The sequence below is a fragment of the Bradyrhizobium manausense genome (genome assembly GCF_018131105.1).
GTDB classification, from domain to species: Bacteria; Pseudomonadota; Alphaproteobacteria; order Rhizobiales; family Xanthobacteraceae; genus Bradyrhizobium; species Bradyrhizobium manausense_B.
Genome location: NZ_JAFCJI010000001.1, coordinates 3,420,776 through 3,441,006, shown reverse-complemented (window position 1 = coordinate 3,441,006; position 20,231 = coordinate 3,420,776). Strand labels below are relative to the sequence as shown.

Sequence of the window (20,231 nt, the reverse complement as noted above, 5' to 3'; positions counted from 1 at the left end):
CGCACCCTCACTCCCTGCGCGGACTGAATTTCCAGGTGCCGGCGACGAGGCCCGCAGTGATCAGTCCGCTGACGATGCCGGCGGTCGGCAGCGTGAGCAGCAGCGCGGCGGTGGCGGCCCAGCCGATCGAGGAGAAGGCTTCGGCAAAGGTCGCAAGCCGCGACGAGGTCTGGCGGCGGCGGAATTGGCTGCGCCGGGCCTGGACCCGGAACCAGAGCTGGATTGCGGTGGCGCAGGCCGCGCTGATGATCACCGTGGCTGCCGTGATCGCGGCCTGGAACGGCGAGGCGAAAACCAGTGTTGCCACCAGCGGGCTGAAGATGACGGAGATCGCGATCAGCACCACCTCGATCTTGGCGCGGATGACGCTGGCGGACGTCAGCGGTGCGGTCGCGATCAGGTCAGGCGCGTCCTCGCCTGAGATCGTCAACCAGGCGAGCCCACCGGCGAGCTGACCTGCGGCCATGACGATCACGGGCGTAATCAGCGTCAGCGCCGCGGAACTGTCGCCAAAACTGCGCCAGAGCAGCAATGCCGGCGGCACCAGATAAAGCAGCTGCATCAGCGTCTGCGAGATCAGCCAGGGATCGCGCCACAGCAGCACGAATTCCTTGTGCCGCAGCGCCTGCTGGCGCGATCCGCCGCGGAACGGGCGCTCCTTCGCGCGCTTGCGGCTGGATGTGCCGTAGGCGGCGGCTTCGATCGCCGTGTCGGCGAAGCGGCCCGAGAAGATCGCCATGACGCATCCAAGCAGCACCAGCCCGAGCGCGAGGAGCAGGAGCAGGGCCTCGCTGTCGCCCATGGTCGCCCTTGCCGGCCACCACCAGATGCTGTCGATGTCGGGCGCATGGTTCGCGAGGGTGCCTGAGGTCAGGATGGTAAAGCGCGACAGCGTGCCATAGGAGATGATCGCCGCGACCTGGAGCGCGATCACGAAGCCGGCGCCGATGATCGCGGCAAGAATCTGGGCGACGAAGCGCGTCCGCGACGGGCCGATCAAGCGAAACAGGAGAATGGTGACGGCAATCGCGATCGCCGCGGCCGACAGGCCCATCGCGACGACCACGCCGAATGCGGCGAGCCATCGCGCGCCGCCGCCGATCACCAGCACGTCGATGAAGGGCGTCGAGAACAACAGCGCCATCATCGTGACGGTAAGCGCGATCGCGGCGATGCGCACCGAGAACAGATTGGCCAGGGTCGCCGGCGAGGACATGATGAGATCGAGATCGGCGCGGGCGTAAAACACTCGTGTTACGGATTCGATCGCCTGTGACAGCATCAAGGTCCAGGCGAGAAGGATCGTCGTCGAGATCACGATCAGCGAAGACTTGTCGAGCGGCAGCTGCAGATTAGCGAAGCGGCCGATCACCGCCCAGGCCGGCACGTGCAGCAGTGCGGCGAAGAACAGCAGGCCGATCACAGCGGCGCGTGCGCGCTTGCGCCGGCCGCCCGTCATCATGGCGAACCATTCGCGCCAGGCGAGCCGAAGCTCGTGACGGGCGAACCACGAAAGCGCGGTCGCCGAGCTCATGCGGCTTCCTGAAGCGTCACCAATGCGATGAAGAGATCTTCGAGGCTGGTGTCGGCATGGCCGTTCTGCTGGCGCAGCTCAGTCAGGGTGCCTTCGGCAACGAGGCGCCCCGCGGCGATCACGCCGATGCGGTCGGCCATGCGCTCCGCGACCTCGAGAATATGCGTCGTCATGATGACGGTGCAGCCGGCGCGGACGCGATCGCCGAGCAATCCCTTCACATGGCGCGCCGAGACGGCGTCGAGGCCCGTCAGCGGTTCGTCGAGGATGATGAGCCGTGGATCGTGCACCAGCGCGCCGGCAAGCGCCACTTTCTGGCGCATGCCTTTGGAGAAACCTTCGCAGCGTTCGTGCCGGTGTGGCTCGAGGCCGAGCGAGTCCAGCAGTTCCTCGGCGACTGGTTTCGAGAGGGAGGGCGCGATGCCCCAGAGGCCGGCGACGAATTCGAGATATTCGAGCGGCGTGAGCTTGTCATAGATCATGGGCTCGTCGGAAACCCACGCCATCACCTGCTTGGCCGCGACAGGATTTCGGAGCGCATCGATGCCGAAGATCGAGACGCCGCCGTCATCGGGTCTGAGCAGGCCGGCAACCATGCGCAAAGTGGTGGTCTTGCCGGCGCCATTGGGGCCGACCAGCGCATAGAATTCGCCGGCATGAATGGTGAGATCGAGGCTATCGACCGCCAAACGGTCAAAACGCTTCGTTAACCCTCGGACTTCGAGCGCCGAGCTGTCCGGCTTCATGACGGCCACACCATACGGTTTTGCATCGGTCGCGACCATGACCCGAAGATGTTTCGGCACAGTGAATCGCGCCGCCGCAAATTCCGGCAACCGACTTCGACCGGGGCTTGGACTAAAGGCAAGTCACCGTTTGTTGACAGTACTGGGCGGTTCAGGCTGAATTGGCGCCGGGACAAATGGCGCTCACGCGGCGAAACGACTGCGTAGCGGCTGGACACAAGGATGCGGCAATGCGGTCGTCAAGAACCGCTGGTTGCATCGGGAGGACGCGGCGATGCTGGATTTCGTTCAGCAGCTGGTCAGCGGTGTTGCGCTCGGCTGTGTCTACGGCCTGATCGCGCTCGGCTTCGTGCTCGTCTACAAGGCCACCGAGGTCGTCAACTTCGCCCAGGGCGATCTGATGATGCTGGGCGGCTTTTTCGCCTTCACCTTCATCGGCATGATGGGCCTGAACTACTGGGTCGGCTTTGCCGGTGCGGTGGCTGCGATGGCGCTGTTCGGCATGCTGGCGGAGCGGATCGTGGTTCGGCCGATCCTCGGCTATCCGCAATTCTCCATCATCATGGCCACCATCGGGCTCGGCTATTTCCTGCGCTCGGTCGCCGGCATGATCTGGGGCACCGACGATTTCAAGATCGAGACGCCGTTCAGCCAGGGCGTGCTGCGCATCGGCTCGCTGGTCCTCGCCCACGACAAGTTGTCGGTGATCGCGGCAACCGTCATCCTCTGCACATTGCTCTGGCTGTTCTTCAACAAGACCACGCTCGGAACCGCGATGCGCGCCAGCTCCGAGAACATGCTGGCGGCCTACTACATGGGCATCCCGGTCAAGCGCGTGGTGTCGATCGTCTGGGCGATCAGCGCGGCGGTCGCGACCTGCGCCGGCGTGCTGCTGGCGCCGATCACCTTCATTCATTCCAATGTCGGCCTCGTGCTCGGTCTCAAGGCGTTTCCGGCCGCCGTGCTCGGCGGCTTCGGCTCGATCCCGGGCGCGGTCGTTGGCGGCGTCCTGATCGGCGTGATCGAGAGCATGGCGGGGTTCTATCTGCCCGAAGGCTGGAAGGACGTCGCGCCCTACATCGTGCTGCTCGCCGTGCTGTTGCTGAAGCCCGAAGGCCTGTTCGGCCTTCACGCCCGCAAGAAGGTCTGAACGCATGCGCTTCCTGTTCAAGACCGACTATGAGGACGACATCAGGCTGTTCCCGCATTCGGGCTACGTCGTCTCCTACGGTCTTCTGCTCGCGGTGCTGCTGATCGCGCCTTACGTGCTCTCCAGCTATCTGATGAGCCAGCTGGTCTTCGTCTGCATCTATGCCACCGTCGGCGTGGCGCTGCTGATCTTGACGGGTTTTACCGGGCAGGCCTCGCTGGGACACGCCGCGTTCCTCGCGATCGGCGCCTATACGGCGGCGTACTTGCAGAAATACAACGTACCCTTTCCCGTCTATTTCCTCACCGCCGGCATCCTGACCGGCTGCGTCGGGGCGCTGGTCGGCTTTCCCGCGCTGCGCCTCCAGGGCATCTATCTCGTCATCGCCACGATCTCCTTCGCCTTCATCGTCGAGGAAATTCTGGCGCGCTGGGAAAGCGTCACCAACGGCAATGAAGGCATGCGGGTCAAGGCGCTGTCGCTGCTCGGCGTGACGGTCTCGCGCGACAGTCCGACCTTCTATTTCCTCTGCCTTGCGGTGCTGGTGCTGACCATCGTCGGCACGCTCAACCTGCTGCGTTCGCCGACGGGCCGCGCCTTCGTCGCGATCCGGGACAGCGAGACGGCGGCGCGCAGCATGGGCGTCAATGTCGCGCTCTACAAGGTGAAGTCGTTTGCGATCTCGGCAGCGATAACAGGCTTTGCCGGCGTCCTGTTCGCGCACAAGCTCTCCTTCATCTCGCCGGAGATGTTCACGCTCCAGCTCTCGATCGAGTTCATCATCGTGATCCTGATCGGCGGCACCTTCAGCCTGCATGGGGCGGTGCTGGGCGCGATCTTCATCGTGATGATCGATCCGTTCCTGACCTACCTCAAGGACGACATGCCCGGAATCATCGCCGGCATCGCCGCGACGTTCGGGGCGGGCTCGGCGACTGCGGGCAACATCCAGTCCAAGGTCGCGGCCTTTGCCTCGCTGAACGGGCTCAAGGGCGCGATCTACGGCATCATCATCATGCTGTTCGTGCTGTTCGAGCCGCTCGGCATCTACGGCCGCTGGCTGAAAATAAAGCTCTTCTTCCAGCTGTTCCCGCTCTACAAACGCTCGACCTTCAAGCGACAGAAGATCTACGTGAAGTCGGAGCGGAACCGATGAGCTATTTTCGCGCCGAGAACCTTTCGCTGCATTTCGGGGGCCTGAAGGCCGTCGATGCGGTGTCGTTCGCGGTCGAGAAGGGCGAGATCCTCTCGATCATCGGTCCGAACGGCGCCGGCAAGAGCTCGATCTTCAATCTGATCTCGCGGATCTACCGGCCGACCTCGGGGCGCATCTTCTTCGAGGACCAGGACATCACGGAAGAGCCGCCTTACGATATCGCAAAGCTCGGCATCGCCCGCACCTTCCAGAACATCGAGCTGTTCGAGAATGCGACCGTGCTGTCAAACCTCCTGGTCGGCCGCCACCGGCATTCCACCACGCAGCTCTGGCAGGAATTGCTGTTCCTGCCGAGCGTGCGTGCCAATGAGAAGGTGCACCGCCGAAGGGTCGAGCAGGTGATCGAGTTCCTCGATCTCGAGGCTTACCGCGACAAGCTGATCTCGGGCCTGCCTTACGGCGTGCGCAAGGTGATCGAGCTCGCGCGTGCGCTGTGCTCGGAGCCGAAGCTGATCCTGCTCGACGAGCCGTCCTCGGGGCTGAACGTCGAGGAGACCGACGACATGTCGTTCTGGATCCGCGACATGAAGAGCGAGCTCGGCGTCACCGTGCTGATGGTCGAGCACGACATGTCGCTGGTCAACCGCGTTTCCGATCGCGTCATCGCGCTGAACTACGGCCGGGTGCTGGCGACGGGATCGCCTGCTGAAGTCCAGCAGCACCCCGACGTCGTCGCCGCGTATCTGGGAGCCTGACGCATGGATGCGACCGTGGCGCCCGATATCATCCTGAAACTCTCCAACATCGAGAGCTATTACGGGCCGATCATGGCGATCCGCGGCATTTCGCTGGAGGTGCCCCGCGGCCGCATCGTCACGCTGCTGGGGGCCAATGGCGCCGGCAAGACCACAGTGCTCAAGACCATCTCGGGCATTCTCGATCCGCAAAAAGGCTCGATCGAGTTCATGGGCAAGCCGATCCAGCGCATGGAGGCCGATCGCATCGTGCGCCTTGGCCTCAGCCATGTGCCCGAGGGGCGCGAGGTGTTCCCGTTCCTCTCGGTGCGCGAGAACCTGATGATGGGGGCCTTTCCGCGCAGCGATCGTGATGGCGTGGCGGAAGATATGGAGCGGGTCTATGGCTACTTCCCGCGACTGAAGGAGCGCATCAACCAGCCGGCCGGCCAGCTCTCCGGCGGCGAGCAGCAGATGCTCGCGATCGGGCGCGCGCTGATGAACAGGCCGACGCTGTTGCTGCTCGACGAGCCGTCGCTCGGCCTGTCGCCGATCCTGGTGAAGGAGATTTTTACGATCATCCGCCGCGTCAACGAGGAGCAGGGGATGTCGATCCTGCTGGTCGAGCAGAATGCGCGGGTGGCGCTGGAGACCGCGCATTATGGGTATGTGCTGGAGATCGGCCGCGTCGTGATGAACGACAGCTGCGACCGCTTGATGCATTCCCAGGATATCCAGGAATTCTACCTTGGCGCCAAGGAAGCCGGCGCGCGAGGCGAGCGGCGTTGGAAAAAGAAGAAGACGTGGCGGTGAAGACTTGGCGATGATGAGCTGGCGATGACGAACTGAGCGACAAGGAGGAGACGCGCATGGCCCGACCGGCGGTGCTGACGGTCGCTGATACGATCGCAAAGAGCTTTTTGCGCGCGGCAGAGGTGCGCGGCGAAAGGCCTGCAATCCGCGAGAAGAAGTTCGGCATCTGGCAGCCGACGAGTTGGCGGGAATGGCTGCAGACCTCCAGGGAAATCGCCTACGGCCTTCGCGCCGTTGGCTTCAGGCCCGGTGACGTCGCCTCCATCATCGCCAACGCCGTGCCCGAGTGGATCTATGCCGACATGGGTATCCTGTGCGCCGGAGGCGTCTCTTCGGGCATCTATCCGACCGACGCATCGACCCAGGTCGAATATCTCATCAACGATTCCACGACGCGGGTGATCTTCGCGGAGGACGAGGAGCAACTCGACAAGATCCTGGCCTGCCGCGCCCGCTGCCCCAGCCTGCAACGGATCGTCGTGTTCGACATGGAAGGGCTCAGCGGCTTCTCCGACGACATGGTGATGTCGCTTGACGAGTTTCGCGCGCTCGGCCGCAATCACATGGTCGGCCGTGAGGCGCTTTGGCAAGAGATGATCGACAGCCGCAATGCCGACGATCTCGCTGTGCTGGTCTACACGTCAGGCACGACGGGCCCGCCGAAGGGCGCAATGCACGCCAACCGCAGCGTCACGCATCAAATGCGACACGCCAACGACTTCATCCCGGCGCGCGAGGATGAGGACCGGCTGATCTTCCTGCCGCTTTGCCACGTCGCCGAGCGCGTCGGCGGCTATTACATCTCGGTCGCGCTCGGCTCGGTGATGAACTTTGCCGAAAGCCCGGAGACCGTGCCGGACAATCTGCGCGAGGTGCAGCCGACCGTTTTCCTCGCGGTGCCGCGGATCTGGGAAAAGTTCTATTCCGCCATTACCATCGCGCTGAAGGACGCGACGCCGCTCCAGCAATGGGTCTATCGCCGCGCCATCGCGATCGGCTATCGGATGGTCGATTGCCGGATCGAAGGCAACGTGCCGCCGCTCGGTTTGCGCATTGCCAATCGCGTCGCTCATCAATTCGCCTTCCGCAATATCCGCCGCATGATCGGGCTCGACCGTTGCCGCATCGCCTTCACCGGCGCGGCACCGATCGCCCCTGATCTGATCCGGTGGTATCTCGCGCTCGGCATCGACATCCACGAGGTCTACGGCCAGACCGAGAATTGCGGCGTTGCGACCATGATGCCGGGCGCGCGCATCAAGCTCGGTTCGGTCGGCACGGCCGTGCCGTGGGGCGAGGTCGCGCTGTCGCCCGACGGCGAGATCCTGATCAAGGGCGACTTCCTGTTCATGGGCTATCTGAACCAGCCGGAGAAGACGGCGGAGACCATCGACCATCGCGGCTGGTTGCGCACGGGCGACGTCGGCACCATCGACAACGAGGGGTTCGTCCGTATCACCGACCGGATGAAGGACATCATCATCACATCAGGCGGCAAGAACATCACGCCGTCGGAGATCGAGAACCAGCTCAAATTCTCGCCCTATATCTCGGACGCCGTCGTGATCGGCGACAAGCGGCCGTACCTGACCTGCCTCGTGATGATCGACCAGGAGAACGTCGAGAAATTCGCCCAGGACAACGATATCCCCTTCACCAACTACGCCAGCCTGTGCCGGGCCGGCGAAATCCAGCAACTGATCTGGCGCGAGATCGAAGGCGTCAACGCCAACTTCGCCCGCGTCGAGACCATCAAGAAATTCTACCTGATCGAACGTCAGCTCACCCCGGAGGACGAGGAACTGACGCCGACGATGAAGCTGAAGCGCAATTTCGTGAACAAGCGCTATGCCGCCGAGATCGACGCGATGTATCGCGAGCGCGCGGTGGCGTAGCGCGCGCGCATGCCCCCGGGAAAGTGGGAACCGGTTTTCCGACGAGGGGCATGCGCAAGAGAGAATCAGCGAAGGAGTGATGGCCCCGCCCTTCGCGTCCATACGGGCCCCAAGGAGAGGAGACGTCAATGTCGAGATCGTTGAAAGCGTTCGGCCTTGCTGTGGGTGCGATGGCGCTCACCTGTCAGCCGTCCCTAGCGCAAACCAAGGTCACCAATGAAGGCATCTCGGCCAACGAGATCGTCATCGGCACCCATCAGGATCTGTCCGGCCCGATCAAGGTCTGGGGCGTGCCGGTCTCCAACGGCATGAAGATGGCGGTCGAGGAGATCAACGCGGCGGGTGGCATCCAGGGCCGCAAGATCAAGATGGTCCTTGAGGACAACGGCTACGATCCGAAGAAGGCCGTGCTGGCCTCGCAGAAAATGGTCGAGCGCGACAAGATTTTCGCGATGATCGGCCCGATGGGCTCGCCGACCGTGCTGGCCGCACAGGATATCCTGTTCGATGCCGGCGTGCTCCAGCTGTTTCCGCTGACGGCAGCGGAGTTCACCTTCAAGTTCGATCCGGCCAAGCCGCAGGAGCGGCTGAAGTTCAACAATCTGCTGCCCTACGTCGAGAGCACGCGGGCCGCGCTGAAATACATGATGGAGTGGAAGAATTTCAAGAAGCCCTGCATCATGCATCAGGATGACGAGTACGGAAAGAACGTGCTCGACGGCTTCAATCAGCAATTGACGGCGATGAAGCTGCAGCCGGCCTCGATCACCAGCTACAAGCGCGGCGCTTCCGATTTCAGCGCGCAGGTCGCCAAGATGAAGTCCGATGGCTGCGACCTCGTCGTGCTCGGCACCGTGATCCGCGAGACCATCGGCGCGATGAGCGAGGCGAAGAAGCTCGGCTGGGACGTCACCTTCCTCGGCGCGACGCCCACCAACGTGCTGGAGGTGCCGACGCTCGGCAAGGACGCGGTCGAGGGCCTGTACGCGGCGTCGGGCTTCGAGATTCCCTATGAGGACACCGCCAAGGGCAAGGTCCACGACTGGCTGATCAACTACAAGAAGATGTTCAACACCGACGCCAACACGCAGGCCATCATCGGCTACAACGCGGTGATGACGTTTGCGTTCTACGCCAACAAGGCCGGCAAGGATCTGACCGGGCAGAAGATGATGGATTCCCTCGAATCGGGTGACAAGTTCCTCGACATCTTCAACTCGCCGCCGACCAAATTCTCCAAGACCGACCACCTCGCCAACACCATCACCCAGGTGCAGCAGGTGAAAGGCGGCCGCTGGGTCCTGGTGAAGGACAATCTGATGTTCTGATGCTTCCTGCCTCTCCCCGCGAAGAGCGGGGAGAGGCAGAGGAGGAGGCAGTCTACGATCCGCCGCTCGCCGTCCCCGAAATCACCGGGGCCAGCTCGTCCTCGCGGCAGCGCCAGCCGTCGGCGCCTTTGACGAACGCGAACGTGCGCTGGATCCTGAGCCGGCGCGTGACGTTGAAGGCTGCGCCGGAGCGCTCCTTGTTGGAAGCGGCTGGCTGCGGGCGGCCGGTGCCGGCGTCCCAGCAGGTGCCGGTGCAGGTCGAGGCGACCTTGCTGCAGGAGGTGAACGGTGCCAGCACCACCATCTCGATCTCGCCGGTGACTTGCGCCTGCTGGTCCGTCACCTGGCTGTCGAGTGCGTAGACGCGATTGATGCGGAGGAAATTGCCGCACGAATTGGCGGCGTGAATTCGCGCGGCGCAGAAATCGACCGCGTCGGTGTCGGGCTCCCTGGCTGCGACCTGCCGGCCGAACACCTTCTTGGGATCGCCTTTGGCGGCCGCGATCTCGCCGGCCTCGCGCGTCAGGTAATCGGCGAGACAATCTTCCGCCGAGCCGAGCTCGCTGGGCGGCACGTTCTCCTTGCCGACCAGATTGCACTTGCGATCGCGCTCGCGCGTCCAGCGGCCGTATTCGGCGAAAGCAAAGCGCGCCGCGGTCGGGTCCAGCTTGCCGATCAGGCCAAGCACCTGGCTGTTCAGCTCGGTCTCGGTCAGCGCCAGCGACGGGTCCGCGCAGATCAGCGCGCCGGCCGCCGTATTCGCCGCGAGACAGTCGAAATCGGGGTCGCGCACGATCGTGGCGCGATCCTCGGTCACCTTGAGCAGGCAGGCTTTCACCCGATCGAAATCCTCAGCCCGGATCGCGGTCTGGCCGACGATGCCGCAGCCGAGATTGCGCTGGCGATTCCAGATCGCGTTCTCCTCGATCGCGGGCAGGCGATCGGGCAGGCGGGCGAGCCGCGCCTCGATGGCCGTGGAGAGCTTCTCGGCGGCGGCGGCAAGCTCGGCATCGCCGCAGAACAATTGATTGCCGGGATCGCGGATCAGCTGGCAGTTGTTTCTGGCGAACAGCGGCAGCCTGTCGGCGATGGAGGGAGCGGATTGCGCGAAGCCTGGGGCCGCCGGTAATGCCAGCAGCGCAAGCACAGTCACCACGATCGACCGCATTCCAGATGTCCCCAGCATTGCCGTGGCCATGCTAGCGTCCCGGATCGCGCGGCGAAACGGGTTTGTGGAGTTGCGCCGGGATCAATGCGCCTCGGGGATGGCCATCGAGAATTGCACGGGCTCGGCGACATATTTCAGCACGGCCGCCTGGTAGAGCACGAACAGCGGCTGGTAGGTGCGGGCGTTGTCGTCCTCGACCATCGCCATGCGGCGGTTGTCCAGCATCAGCCAGTGGCCGTCGAGCCTGGCCGCGACGACCGCATGATCTTCGCCGACCCTGACATCGCGCACCACGACGATGCGGAGGTCTTCCGCGGGGACACCGGCAAGCCGCAGCGCGGCGAGCTTGGCGATGGCATAGTCTTCACAGTCGCCGGCGCCGCGCGCGAAAGTCGCGAGCGGCGAGCTCCAGACGTCGTCGGCGCCGTCATCGGCGGCTCGGATGGCGAGGTTGACGGCACGGTTGGTCTCGCCGAGCCGCGCGCGACCGTCTCGGGTGCGGGCCTGGTCGACGATGGCGAGCAGCTTCAGTGCCGCGGGCGAGGCGCAATGGTCGCGATCGCCGTCGCACAGCGCGAGCTGCACCATGTCGTCGTCGAGCTGATCCTTCAGCGCGAACCATTTCTGTCGCAGGCCACCGGTGGACATGGCGAAGGCGAACACGCCGAACGGCTCGGCGGATTTGCGCACGAGCACGCCTGGGCCCGGCGACAGCAATGTGCCGGCGCGAAGATCGGCGACAGATCCGAGCAGGATCAATCCGCATAGAGCAATGATGGCGCACAAGGCACGCCGGTGAGTGGCGGTCTCCATCTGACATCCCCTTGCGGCTTCGCCAGGTCCCCCTCGACCTCGACGTGCCGGCTTTGTTGCTTTCGCGGAGATAGTGCGAGACGGGCCGTTTTGTTCTGCTTAATGCGCTGGGACGGGGGCGCCAAAACCGCAGGACAGGCTGAAGAAGGCCCGCCCAAATTGCGTAAAATTCTACGAATCGGGCTACGCGGGGTGCGACCGGCTGCCGCGAAATCGGATCAATTACAGGCAGAGGTTGTGGAGCGATCGATTCTGCGTTCTATGGCTAACGGCCCGCTATTTTACGGATTCTGTTAGTTGGGTCACAGATTTAGCTCCGTATTTGCCGCAGGATGCCGCGGGGCACTGCGAAGAAAAGACGACACAAGTGTCTACTGTCGAATGAATACTTTGGAATACATGGGACGCAGGGGAATATGCGCAAATAAACGCGACTCTATTCACCGAGACCGTGAGACTGACTTCAGTTTCTCTATGGATGTCGCCGCAGGCATAGTCGCCGCAAGCCAAGTCACGCCAAATCACACAAGCAATAGATGGTTTCGCTAATGACTTGGTAATGATATGCAAGCTTAGGCGGTGGATACTTTCTTAAATATTAACCCTTTTTCGGTGCCTGGTTGAATTACGCTGGCAAATTTGACGCCGCGCTCTCCTCGGACGGCCAGGGCTTACGCTCGTCGGCCTCCGACCACGTCGATTCCTTTACCGCCAAGGCACACGGCCACGTGCCTGACGGCGCGGTCGTCATTGCCGACCCCAATCTGATCTTCCACGGCGAGTTCAAGCGCACCGGCGTCGATCTCGTGCTGTCCCATGACGGCCACGAGTTCGTCGTTCACGATTATTTCAGGGGCGACAAGCGCGCGGCGATCGCCTCGCCCGACGGCGCCCATCTCACCGGCGACATCGTCAGCGCCCTCACGGGCTACGTTCAGGTTGCGCAGGCCGCGCCCGCCGCCGCCGCGGCGCAGGTGATCGGCCACGTCACCAAGCTCACCGGCAGCGCGACCGCGATCCGCAACGGCGTCTCGGTCATCCTGAACAACGGCGACAACGTCGAGAAGGGCGACGTGGTCTCGACCGGATCGGACTCGACGCTCGGCGTGACCTTCATCGACGGCACCGTGTTCGGCCTGTCCTCCAACGCGAGGATGGTGCTGAACGAGATGGTCTACGACCCCAACGGGTCGAACAATTCCTCGCTGCTCAGCCTGGTCGCAGGCACCATCACCTTCGTCGCCGGCGACACCGCCAAGCACGGCGACATGAAGATCGACACGCCGGTTGCCACCATGGGCATCCGCGGCACGGCGGTGCTGACGGAGATCAACTTCGTTGTTCCCCAGGGCGGCGGCGATCCGCAGCCGCAGGCGAACTTCCAGGTGCTGGTCGAGCCGAACGGCACCACCGGCTCCTACATCCTGTTCGACAAGCTGACGCTGCTGCCGATCGCGACGGTCAACCAGGCCGGCCAGATGATCCAGATCAGCGGCGGCAACGTCTCGGTCACCAATGCGCTGCTGTCGCCCGATGTGCAGAAGCTGATCACGGACGTGTTCACGCTGAAGTTCACGGACAATAACTCCAACACCAAGCTGACCACGAACTTCACCGACACCATCACGCAGGACGGCAACAACGTCCTGATCAAGACCGCGGGCGGTGCGACCGCGACTGCGACCTTCACCAACACCGTCACCAACAACGGCAGCGGCCCGGGCCAGGGTGGCCCCGACAAGGCCGCCGAGCGTATTCCCGGCCCGCCCGACGCGCGCACCCTCGATGCCAACGGTAATGTGACGACGGCGTTCGCGACGAACGAGCATGCGGCGGCGACCGGCGATCTCGCGGACACGACCGGCGCCCCCGTGCCTCCCGACATGATCACCTTCCGGGTCACCTTCGTCGACCAGAACCTCGGTGACCGTCCGACGGTGTCGGTGAGCGTCGATGCATCAAACTACACCTATCAGGACGCGGGCCATCATGACGTCACCGCCTCGCTCACTGCTTTGCAGAAGCAGGACATCGCGGCGACGCAGGTCCAGATCGGCGTCGCCGCCGACGGCGGCAACAACAACAACGGTTCGGCGGTTCTGACCTACACGGTCCCCGACCATGCCTTCGACTTCCTGGGGGCCGGCGAAACGCTGACACTGACCTACAATGTCAGCGTCGACAACAATTTCGCGATCCAGCCCGAAACCAAGACCATCCCGATCACGATCACGATCACGGGTACTAACGACAAGCCTGTGATCACCACCAGCGTCCCCACCATCACCTTCTCGGGCGGCACCAGCGTGCCGGGTGGCCCGCTCATCAGCGATGAGTCCACCTCAGGCACGCTGAACTTCGCCGACGTTGATCTCACCGACACGCACACGGTGGCGGTGGCGCTGACGAGCGCGAGCTTGCCCGATGGCAGCGTTGTTCCGCCCGGACCGCTCGCGGAATTCCAGAAAGCGATGTCCGTTGCGATCGCCGCGGGCGCTGACAGCACCGGCGACGGGTCCGGGACCGTCAACTGGTCGCTGGCCGACCTTCCGGTCTATCTCGCCGACTTCATTCCGAAGAACGAAGTGCTGACGCTGGTCTACACCGTGACGGTCACGGACGAGCACGGCGCGACCGCGCAACAGACCATCACCGTGACGATTACCGGTACCGATGCGCCCGCCGTGGTGTGGATCGCAACCGAGAAGGACGGCGCCCCCTCCGGTGGCTCCTGGAAAGACGCCGCGAACTGGGCGACCGGCACCGTTCCGACCATCGACGACGACGTCATCGTCATCACGGATCAGTTGCACGGCCTGACACCGTCTTTCCCGGCCACGATCGACGCGCCGGCCTTTGCCAAGTCGGTGACGATGAATGATTTCGGCGGACCGCCGCCGCAACTGATCAATCAGAGCTCGCTGACCATTGCGGGTTCTCTCGACATGAGCGCGGACTCGATCTTCACCAACGCCGCGACAGGCACGATGTCACTCGGCGGCCTGGCCGAGATCCTGGACACCAGCGTTTTTACCAATGCCGGATACCTGACGCTCAAAGCCGGCGGCGATTTCGCCGTCGGCACCACGATCACCAATTCCGGCACGCTCGAGCTGTTCGGCGGCACGCTGAAGACGCTGGCTGAGATCCACAATGCCGGCGGCACGCTGAAGACCGACGTCGACGCGACGCTGATCGTCGATGGCGCGACGATCGACGGCGGTACCGTCGCCATTCTCGGAACGCTGGAGCTCGACGGCACCAGCCTGATCGAGAACGGGACGCTGAACAACTCGGGCGCGGTCAACGTCAAGGGCACGGCCAGCTTCGCCGCCGAGTCCGTCGACAACACGTCGACCGGTCTGATCGAGGTGCTGGCAAATGGCTCGCTGACGATCCATCAGGGCTCCAGCGTCACCAATGCCGGCCATATCACCGTCGACGCTTCCGGGAAGCTGATCGTCAACGATGCGACGATCGGTGCCGGAGCCGTGATCGGTGCCGGGAACGGCGAGGGCGAAGGTGGTCCCATCTTCAATGCCGGTCTCCAGAGCGCCGGCACGATCACCGTCAATGGCGAGATCGATCTCACCGGCGATGCCGTCCTCAGCGATGGCATCCTGAACAACAATGCCCTCTTCAATGCCAGCGGTACCGGCAATGCGCTGAGCGGTGAGACCGTCACCAATGCGGGCACCATCGAAGTCCTGGACGGCGCACTGGCGATCGATCAGGGCTCGACGGTCGACAATTCGAGCGGCAACGTCATCATCGACGGCAATGCCGTCCTGACGCTGGATGACGCCACGATCGGCGGCGGCGCCATCACGGGCGACGGCGGCATCGACGTCACCGGCGCCAGCACAATCGACAACGGTGCCACGCTCAGCGTCGCTACTGTCACGGTCGATGCCAAGCTGACGCTGGACGGCACCACGGTGTCCGGCTCAACGATCACGAACAATGCCAGCATCGAGCTCGACAATACGGTCCAGCTCAAGGGCGGCGCGAAGATCCAGGGCGGCCCGGTCACCAACAATGGCACGCTGGAGATCGCCGGCGCGGCGACGTTGCTCAATGATGTCGTGACGAATAACGGCACAGTGACCGTCGACGGCAGCCAGACGCTGACGCTGTCAGGCACGGAGATATCAGGCGGCACGATCAACGGCAGCGGCGCGATCGACGTCACCGGCGCCAGCAGGATCGATGGCGGCGCGACGCTGAGCACGAGTGCAGTCACGGCCGACGCCAAGCTGACGCTGGACGGCATCGCGGTGTCCGGCTCCGTCATCACGGACAATTCCAGCATCGAGCTCGACAATACGGTCCAGCTCAAGGGCGGCGCGAAGATCCAGGGCGGCCCGGTCACCAACAACGGCACGCTGGAGATCGCGGGCGCGGCGACGCTGCTCAACGATGTCGTGACGAATAACGGCACAGTGACCGTCGACGGCAGCCAGACGCTGACGCTGTCAGGCACGGAGATATCAGGCGGCACGATCAACGGCAGCGGCGCGATCGACGTCACCGGCGCCAGCAGGATCGATGGCGGCGCGACGCTGAGCACGAGTGCAGTCACGGCCGGCGCCAAGCTGACGCTGGACGGCATTACGGTGTTGGGCTCCGTCATCACGGACAATTCCAGCATCGAGCTCGACAATACGGTCCAGCTCAAGGGCGGTGCGAAGATCCAGGGCGGCCCGGTCACCAACAATGGCACGCTGGAGATCGCCGGCGCGGCGACGTTGCTCAATGATGTCGTGACGAATAACGGCACAGTGACCGTCGACGGCAGCCAGACGCTGACGCTGTCAGGCACGGAGATATCAGGCGGCACGATCAACGGCAGCGGCACTATCCAAGTCACCGGCGCCAGCAGGATCGATGGCGGCGCGACGCTGAGCACGAGTGCAGTCACGGCCGGCGCCAAGCTGACGCTGGACAGCATTACGGTGTCGGGCTCCGTCATCACGGACAATTCCAGCATCGAGCTCGACAATACGGTCCAGCTCAAGGGCGGTGCGAAGATCCAGGGCGGCCCGGTCACCAACAATGGCACGCTGGAGATCGCGGGCGCGGCGACGCTGCTCAACGATGTCGTGACCAACAGCGGCACGGTGACTATCGACGACAGCCAGACGCTGACGCTGTCGGGGACCGAGATATCAGGCGGCACCATCAACAATTACAACGGCTTGTCCGGCGGTGCGATCGACGTCACCGGCAGCAGCAAGCTCGACGGCAACGCCACCTTGAACAAGGGCGGCGTCACGGTCGAAAGCGGCGTCACCCTGACGCTTGACGATGCGACCGTTGCGGGCACCGCGATCACCAATCACGGCACCGTCAAGGTCGACGGGAGCAGCAAGCTGACGTTGAGCGGTGCGAGCCTGACGGGCGGCACGCTGTCCGTCTCCGGTACGCTGGCTTCGTCAAAGGCGACGACGATCACCGACGCGAATATATCGAACACGTATCTCATCGAAGCGATCGGCGGCGTGCTGGCGCTGGTGGCGACGACCTCCGCGACCGCGATCACGAATGACGGCGGCACCATCCAGGCCAATGGCGGCGAGCTCGACATCAATGGCGAGGCCGTGACCAATACCGGCACGCTGGCGGCGATCAATAACGGTCAGCTGAAGCTGATCTCGAACATTGTAACCAACACCGGCGGCACGGTGTCGGTCGCGTCCGGTTCGACGCTCGATCTCTCGAGCGCAACCGTCAAGGGCGGCACGCTGACCATTGCCGGCACGCTGGAATCCGTCGGCACGAGCGCCATCACCGGTGCCGACATCACCAACACCGGCACGATCACGGTCACCAGCGGCAAGCTGACGATCGATCCGGACGTGCTCCACACCATCACCAACAGCCATCTGATCCAGGCGAACAATGGCGAGCTCGACATCACGGGCGAACTGATCGTCAACACCGCGGACATCATGGCTCTGGGCGGAGGCATCCTCAAGCTGACGTCGCTGACAGTCACCAATAGCGGTGGAATGGTCACGGTGGACGGAACGTCGAAGCTCTATCTGTCCGACGTCTCGATCAACGGCGGCAGCCTGAACAATTCTGGTCATCTCTACGGCGTCTCGGGCAGCAACAACGTCGCCGGTGCCGTCACCAACACCGGCACCATCGAGGTGCAGGCCGGCACGCTGAACCTTTCCGGTGGCCTGACCGGAGCCGGTCAGCTGGTCATCGACGACCAGGCGACGCTGGAACTCGGTGGCGCCAACGCGCAGACCGTCACCTTCGCGGGCGGTGCCGATACGCTCAAGCTCGACAAGACGAGCCACGGCTTCACCGGCACCATCACCGGTCAGGCGACGACCGCCGGTACCTTCACGGTCACCGGCAATGCCAATATCACGACCTCGCAGGGCGATGCGCTCGACTTCACGGCGTCGGGAGGGTCGATCGGCAGCCGCGGCGACATCGTGCTGACGCCGACCGGCACGCTGAGCGGCGCGAACAACGGCATTGCCGTCACCCAGAACGGCATCGGCAATATCTCGCTGACGACGGTCGGCGATGTCACCGGCACTGCCGGCGATGGTATAGTCCTGCACGACGGCGCGACCGGGGCGGGCGACATTTCCGCGACGATCGGGGGAGCTGCGACCGGAGCGGTCGGTCTCGACGTCGTTGCCAAGGGCGACGGCGACGTCACCATCACGAACAACGGGCACATCACCGGCACCGCCTCGTTCGGCATCAGTGTCGTGAAGGACGGCACCGGCTCGACGCATATCACCAACACCGGGTCGGTGGTTGGTGCCGGCGGCTCTGCCGCGATCTCCATCCATGAGAACACGACGGGCGCCGCGACGATCGACAATTCCGGCACCATAGGTCCCGACGCCGCCAGCGTCACCTCGACGACCTCAGCGATCTTCGAGACCGGCGGCGCGATCGAGATCAACAACACCGGCCATATCAACGGCAACATCTCGGTTGCGAGCGCGACTTTCGATAACGAAAGCAGCGGCACCTGGACGGTTTCGGGGACCAGCGTGTTCGGTACCCTGTCCACGATCGATAATGCCGGCGAAATCGATTTGCTCGATGGCGCCTCGATCTCGAGTGCGGATGGGCTGACCTTTGGCATCGCCAATTCGGGCAAGATCGAGAGCTGGGGAGCCACCTCGATCACGGGCAAAATCGTCAACACCAACACGATCGAGATCCACACCGACGGGACCCTCTCGCTGTTCGGCTCCCTGTCCGGCTCCGGCTCGGTTACGATCGATGCCGGTGCGACGCTTTATCTCGATGCCATTGTGTCGCAGACCGTCACTTTCGCGGGCGCCGGTGCCGAACTCGAGGTCGATACCGCGAGTTTCGGCGGTTCGATCGCCGGCTTCGCGGCCAATGAGAAGATCGACCTGTCGACCGTCACCTGGGACAGCGGGACCACGGCCGTCTACAACTCGGCGACCGGCAATCTCGTCGTGAGCGATACCCACAATCACAGCATCACGCTCAAGCTCATCGGCGACTACAGTGACGCCCATTTCATCACGAGCAGCGACGGCAATGGCGGCACCACCGTCGAGCTGGTTCCGGTCGACCACTGGATCAATTCGGCCAGCGGAGATTGGAATACGGCGTCGAACTGGAGCGTGGGCGTGCCGGCGGCCAGCTACGACGTCAAGCTCGATGCGCCCGGAAGCTACACCGTCGACAGCACGGGAAGCGTCACGATCCAGGACCTCACCGTCGCCTCCGGCGTGACGCTGCTGACCGAACCCGGCACCGTGTTTACCGTGAAAGGTGAGGTCGTCCTGAACGGTCTGATCGAGGCCGGCCCGTTCTCCGGAAACGACGTGTCGACGATCGACATCAAGGGCGACATCACCGGCACCGGTGCGATCGAGATCTCGAACAAGGCCGTCGTGGAGATCGAGGGCTCGGTGTCGGGAATCACGGTCTATTACGACAACGGGCTCGGCAACCTGATCCTCGACGAGTCCAGGGATTTCCATGGACTGATCTCGGGTTCTCCGGCCGGAGCCTCGCTCTCGTCCAACAATCTGATCGACCTGAAGGATCTCGCCTGGACGTCCACGATGTCGGCGCAGGCCAACTACAACGCGGACACGAACATCACCACCGTCGGCTTCTATAACGGCACGACGAACGTCACCCTGTCGTTCCTCGGCAGGGACGTGAACTGGCACCTTCAGAGCGACGGTCATGGCGGCACCACCGTTTACGACCCGCTCGCCGAGGCGCCGATGACGATCGAGAGCGGCTCGGTGCTGAACCTCAGCGAGGCTTCGTCGCAGGTCGTGACCTTCGCCAACGGCAGCGGAACCACCGGCACGCTCGCGATCCAGCATGCCGCCGATTTCACCGGCGTCGTTAACGGCTTTGCCGGCGACGGCACCGTCGCCAATTCGGACTTGCTCGACCTCAAGGACATCGGCTTCTCGACCTTGACCGGGGTGAGCTACAGTGAGAATGCCGACCATCTCGGCGGCGCGCTGACGCTGAGCGACGGGACCGACACCGCGATCATCAAGTTCGCCGGCAGCTACAGCATCGACAGCTTCCATTTCGTCAGCGACGGTAACGGCGGCACGCTGGTCGTCGATCCGCCTACGGCTCCTATCCTCGTCGGGACCAGCGGACAGGACCAGTTTACCTTTACGAATTCGACGCATTCGGTCCAGAACACGATCGTCGATTTCGAGGTGGGCCAGGACAAGATCGATCTGCACGCGTTCACGGACATCAAGTCCTTCGGCGACATCGTCATCACGCAGCAGGCGAGTGACGCGCTGGTTACGCTCGACGATCATCAGTCGATCCTGCTGAAAAAGCTCGTCGCGAGCAGTCTGCATGCGAGCGATTTCATCCTTGCGAACCACGCCTGA

General features: G+C 63.6%; 11 protein-coding genes. 7 read left to right on the top strand and 4 right to left on the bottom strand.

What is annotated here, in order from left to right; genetic code table 11:
• Positions 1–7: 7 nt before the first annotated feature.
• Both JQ631_RS16445 and JQ631_RS16440 read right to left on the bottom strand, forming a co-directional pair.
• Positions 8–1,534 carry a permease gene (locus JQ631_RS16445; protein WP_212327646.1) on the bottom strand — a complete coding sequence of 509 codons (1,527 nt, stop codon included), beginning with the start codon at positions 1,532–1,534 and terminating at the stop codon, positions 8–10.
• Positions 1,531–2,280, bottom strand: a complete 750-nt coding sequence (locus tag JQ631_RS16440; protein WP_212328623.1) for an ABC transporter ATP-binding protein — start codon at positions 2,278–2,280, stop codon at positions 1,531–1,533. The genes JQ631_RS16445 and JQ631_RS16440 overlap by 4 nt, the downstream gene beginning before the upstream one ends.
• A gap of 274 nt (positions 2,281–2,554) precedes the next feature.
• On the opposite strand from JQ631_RS16440, the gene JQ631_RS16435 reads away from it, so the two are divergent.
• The 6 genes from JQ631_RS16435 (at position 2,555) to JQ631_RS16410 (ending at position 9,356) form a co-directional block, all read left to right on the top strand.
• Positions 2,555–3,430: a branched-chain amino acid ABC transporter permease gene (locus JQ631_RS16435; RefSeq protein ID WP_212327645.1), complete on the top strand. Its 876-nt coding sequence runs from the start codon at positions 2,555–2,557 to the stop codon at positions 3,428–3,430.
• Positions 3,431–3,434: 4 nt separating this feature from the next.
• Complete coding sequence (locus JQ631_RS16430) at positions 3,435–4,586, top strand: branched-chain amino acid ABC transporter permease (RefSeq protein WP_212327644.1); 1,152 nt, start codon at positions 3,435–3,437, stop codon at positions 4,584–4,586.
• Positions 4,583–5,341 carry an ABC transporter ATP-binding protein gene (locus JQ631_RS16425; protein ID WP_212327643.1) on the top strand — a complete coding sequence of 253 codons (759 nt, stop codon included), beginning with the start codon at positions 4,583–4,585 and terminating at the stop codon, positions 5,339–5,341. The genes JQ631_RS16430 and JQ631_RS16425 overlap by 4 nt, the downstream gene beginning before the upstream one ends.
• A 3-nt stretch (positions 5,342–5,344) precedes the next feature.
• Complete coding sequence (locus JQ631_RS16420; protein ID WP_212327642.1) at positions 5,345–6,133, top strand: ABC transporter ATP-binding protein; 789 nt, start codon at positions 5,345–5,347, stop codon at positions 6,131–6,133.
• 56 nt (positions 6,134–6,189) lie between these two features.
• Positions 6,190–8,028, top strand: coding sequence for an AMP-dependent synthetase/ligase (locus tag JQ631_RS16415; protein WP_212327641.1), 1,839 nt, complete (start codon positions 6,190–6,192; stop codon positions 8,026–8,028).
• 128 nt (positions 8,029–8,156) lie between these two features.
• Positions 8,157–9,356 carry an ABC transporter substrate-binding protein gene (locus tag JQ631_RS16410; protein ID WP_212327640.1) on the top strand — a complete coding sequence of 400 codons (1,200 nt, stop codon included), beginning with the start codon at positions 8,157–8,159 and terminating at the stop codon, positions 9,354–9,356.
• 52 nt (positions 9,357–9,408) lie between these two features.
• Here the strand turns inward: JQ631_RS16410 and JQ631_RS16405 are convergent, their stop codons facing one another.
• Together JQ631_RS16405 and JQ631_RS16400 are read right to left on the bottom strand one after the other, a co-directional pair.
• Positions 9,409–10,524 carry a lysozyme inhibitor LprI family protein gene (locus JQ631_RS16405; protein WP_212327639.1) on the bottom strand — a complete coding sequence of 372 codons (1,116 nt, stop codon included), beginning with the start codon at positions 10,522–10,524 and terminating at the stop codon, positions 9,409–9,411.
• An 81-nt stretch (positions 10,525–10,605) separates the two neighbouring features.
• Positions 10,606–11,337, bottom strand: a complete 732-nt coding sequence (locus tag JQ631_RS16400) for a transglutaminase-like cysteine peptidase (protein WP_212327637.1) — start codon at positions 11,335–11,337, stop codon at positions 10,606–10,608.
• 620 nt (positions 11,338–11,957) lie between these two features.
• Here JQ631_RS16400 and JQ631_RS16395 point away from each other — a divergent pair.
• Positions 11,958–20,231, top strand: a complete 8,274-nt coding sequence (locus tag JQ631_RS16395) for a FecR domain-containing protein (protein WP_249160313.1) — start codon at positions 11,958–11,960, stop codon at positions 20,229–20,231.

What these genes read in the sequence shown, in the direction of transcription:
- JQ631_RS16420 (WP_212327642.1), top strand. Translation starts at nt 5,345, where the DNA reads ATGGATGCGACCGTGGCGCCCGATATCATCCTGAAACTCTCCAACATC.
- JQ631_RS16440 (WP_212328623.1), bottom strand. Translation starts at nt 2,280, where the DNA reads ATGAAGCCGGACAGCTCGGCGCTCGAAGTCCGAGGGTTAACGAAGCGT.
- JQ631_RS16425 (WP_212327643.1), top strand. Translation starts at nt 4,583, where the DNA reads ATGAGCTATTTTCGCGCCGAGAACCTTTCGCTGCATTTCGGGGGCCTG.
- JQ631_RS16415 (WP_212327641.1), top strand. Translation starts at nt 6,190, where the DNA reads ATGGCCCGACCGGCGGTGCTGACGGTCGCTGATACGATCGCAAAGAGC.
- JQ631_RS16405 (WP_212327639.1), bottom strand. Translation starts at nt 10,524, where the DNA reads ATGCGGTCGATCGTGGTGACTGTGCTTGCGCTGCTGGCATTACCGGCG.
- JQ631_RS16445 (WP_212327646.1), bottom strand. Translation starts at nt 1,534, where the DNA reads ATGAGCTCGGCGACCGCGCTTTCGTGGTTCGCCCGTCACGAGCTTCGG.
- JQ631_RS16430 (WP_212327644.1), top strand. Translation starts at nt 3,435, where the DNA reads ATGCGCTTCCTGTTCAAGACCGACTATGAGGACGACATCAGGCTGTTC.
- JQ631_RS16435 (WP_212327645.1), top strand. Translation starts at nt 2,555, where the DNA reads ATGCTGGATTTCGTTCAGCAGCTGGTCAGCGGTGTTGCGCTCGGCTGT.
- JQ631_RS16410 (WP_212327640.1), top strand. Translation starts at nt 8,157, where the DNA reads ATGTCGAGATCGTTGAAAGCGTTCGGCCTTGCTGTGGGTGCGATGGCG.
- JQ631_RS16400 (WP_212327637.1), bottom strand. Translation starts at nt 11,337, where the DNA reads ATGGAGACCGCCACTCACCGGCGTGCCTTGTGCGCCATCATTGCTCTA.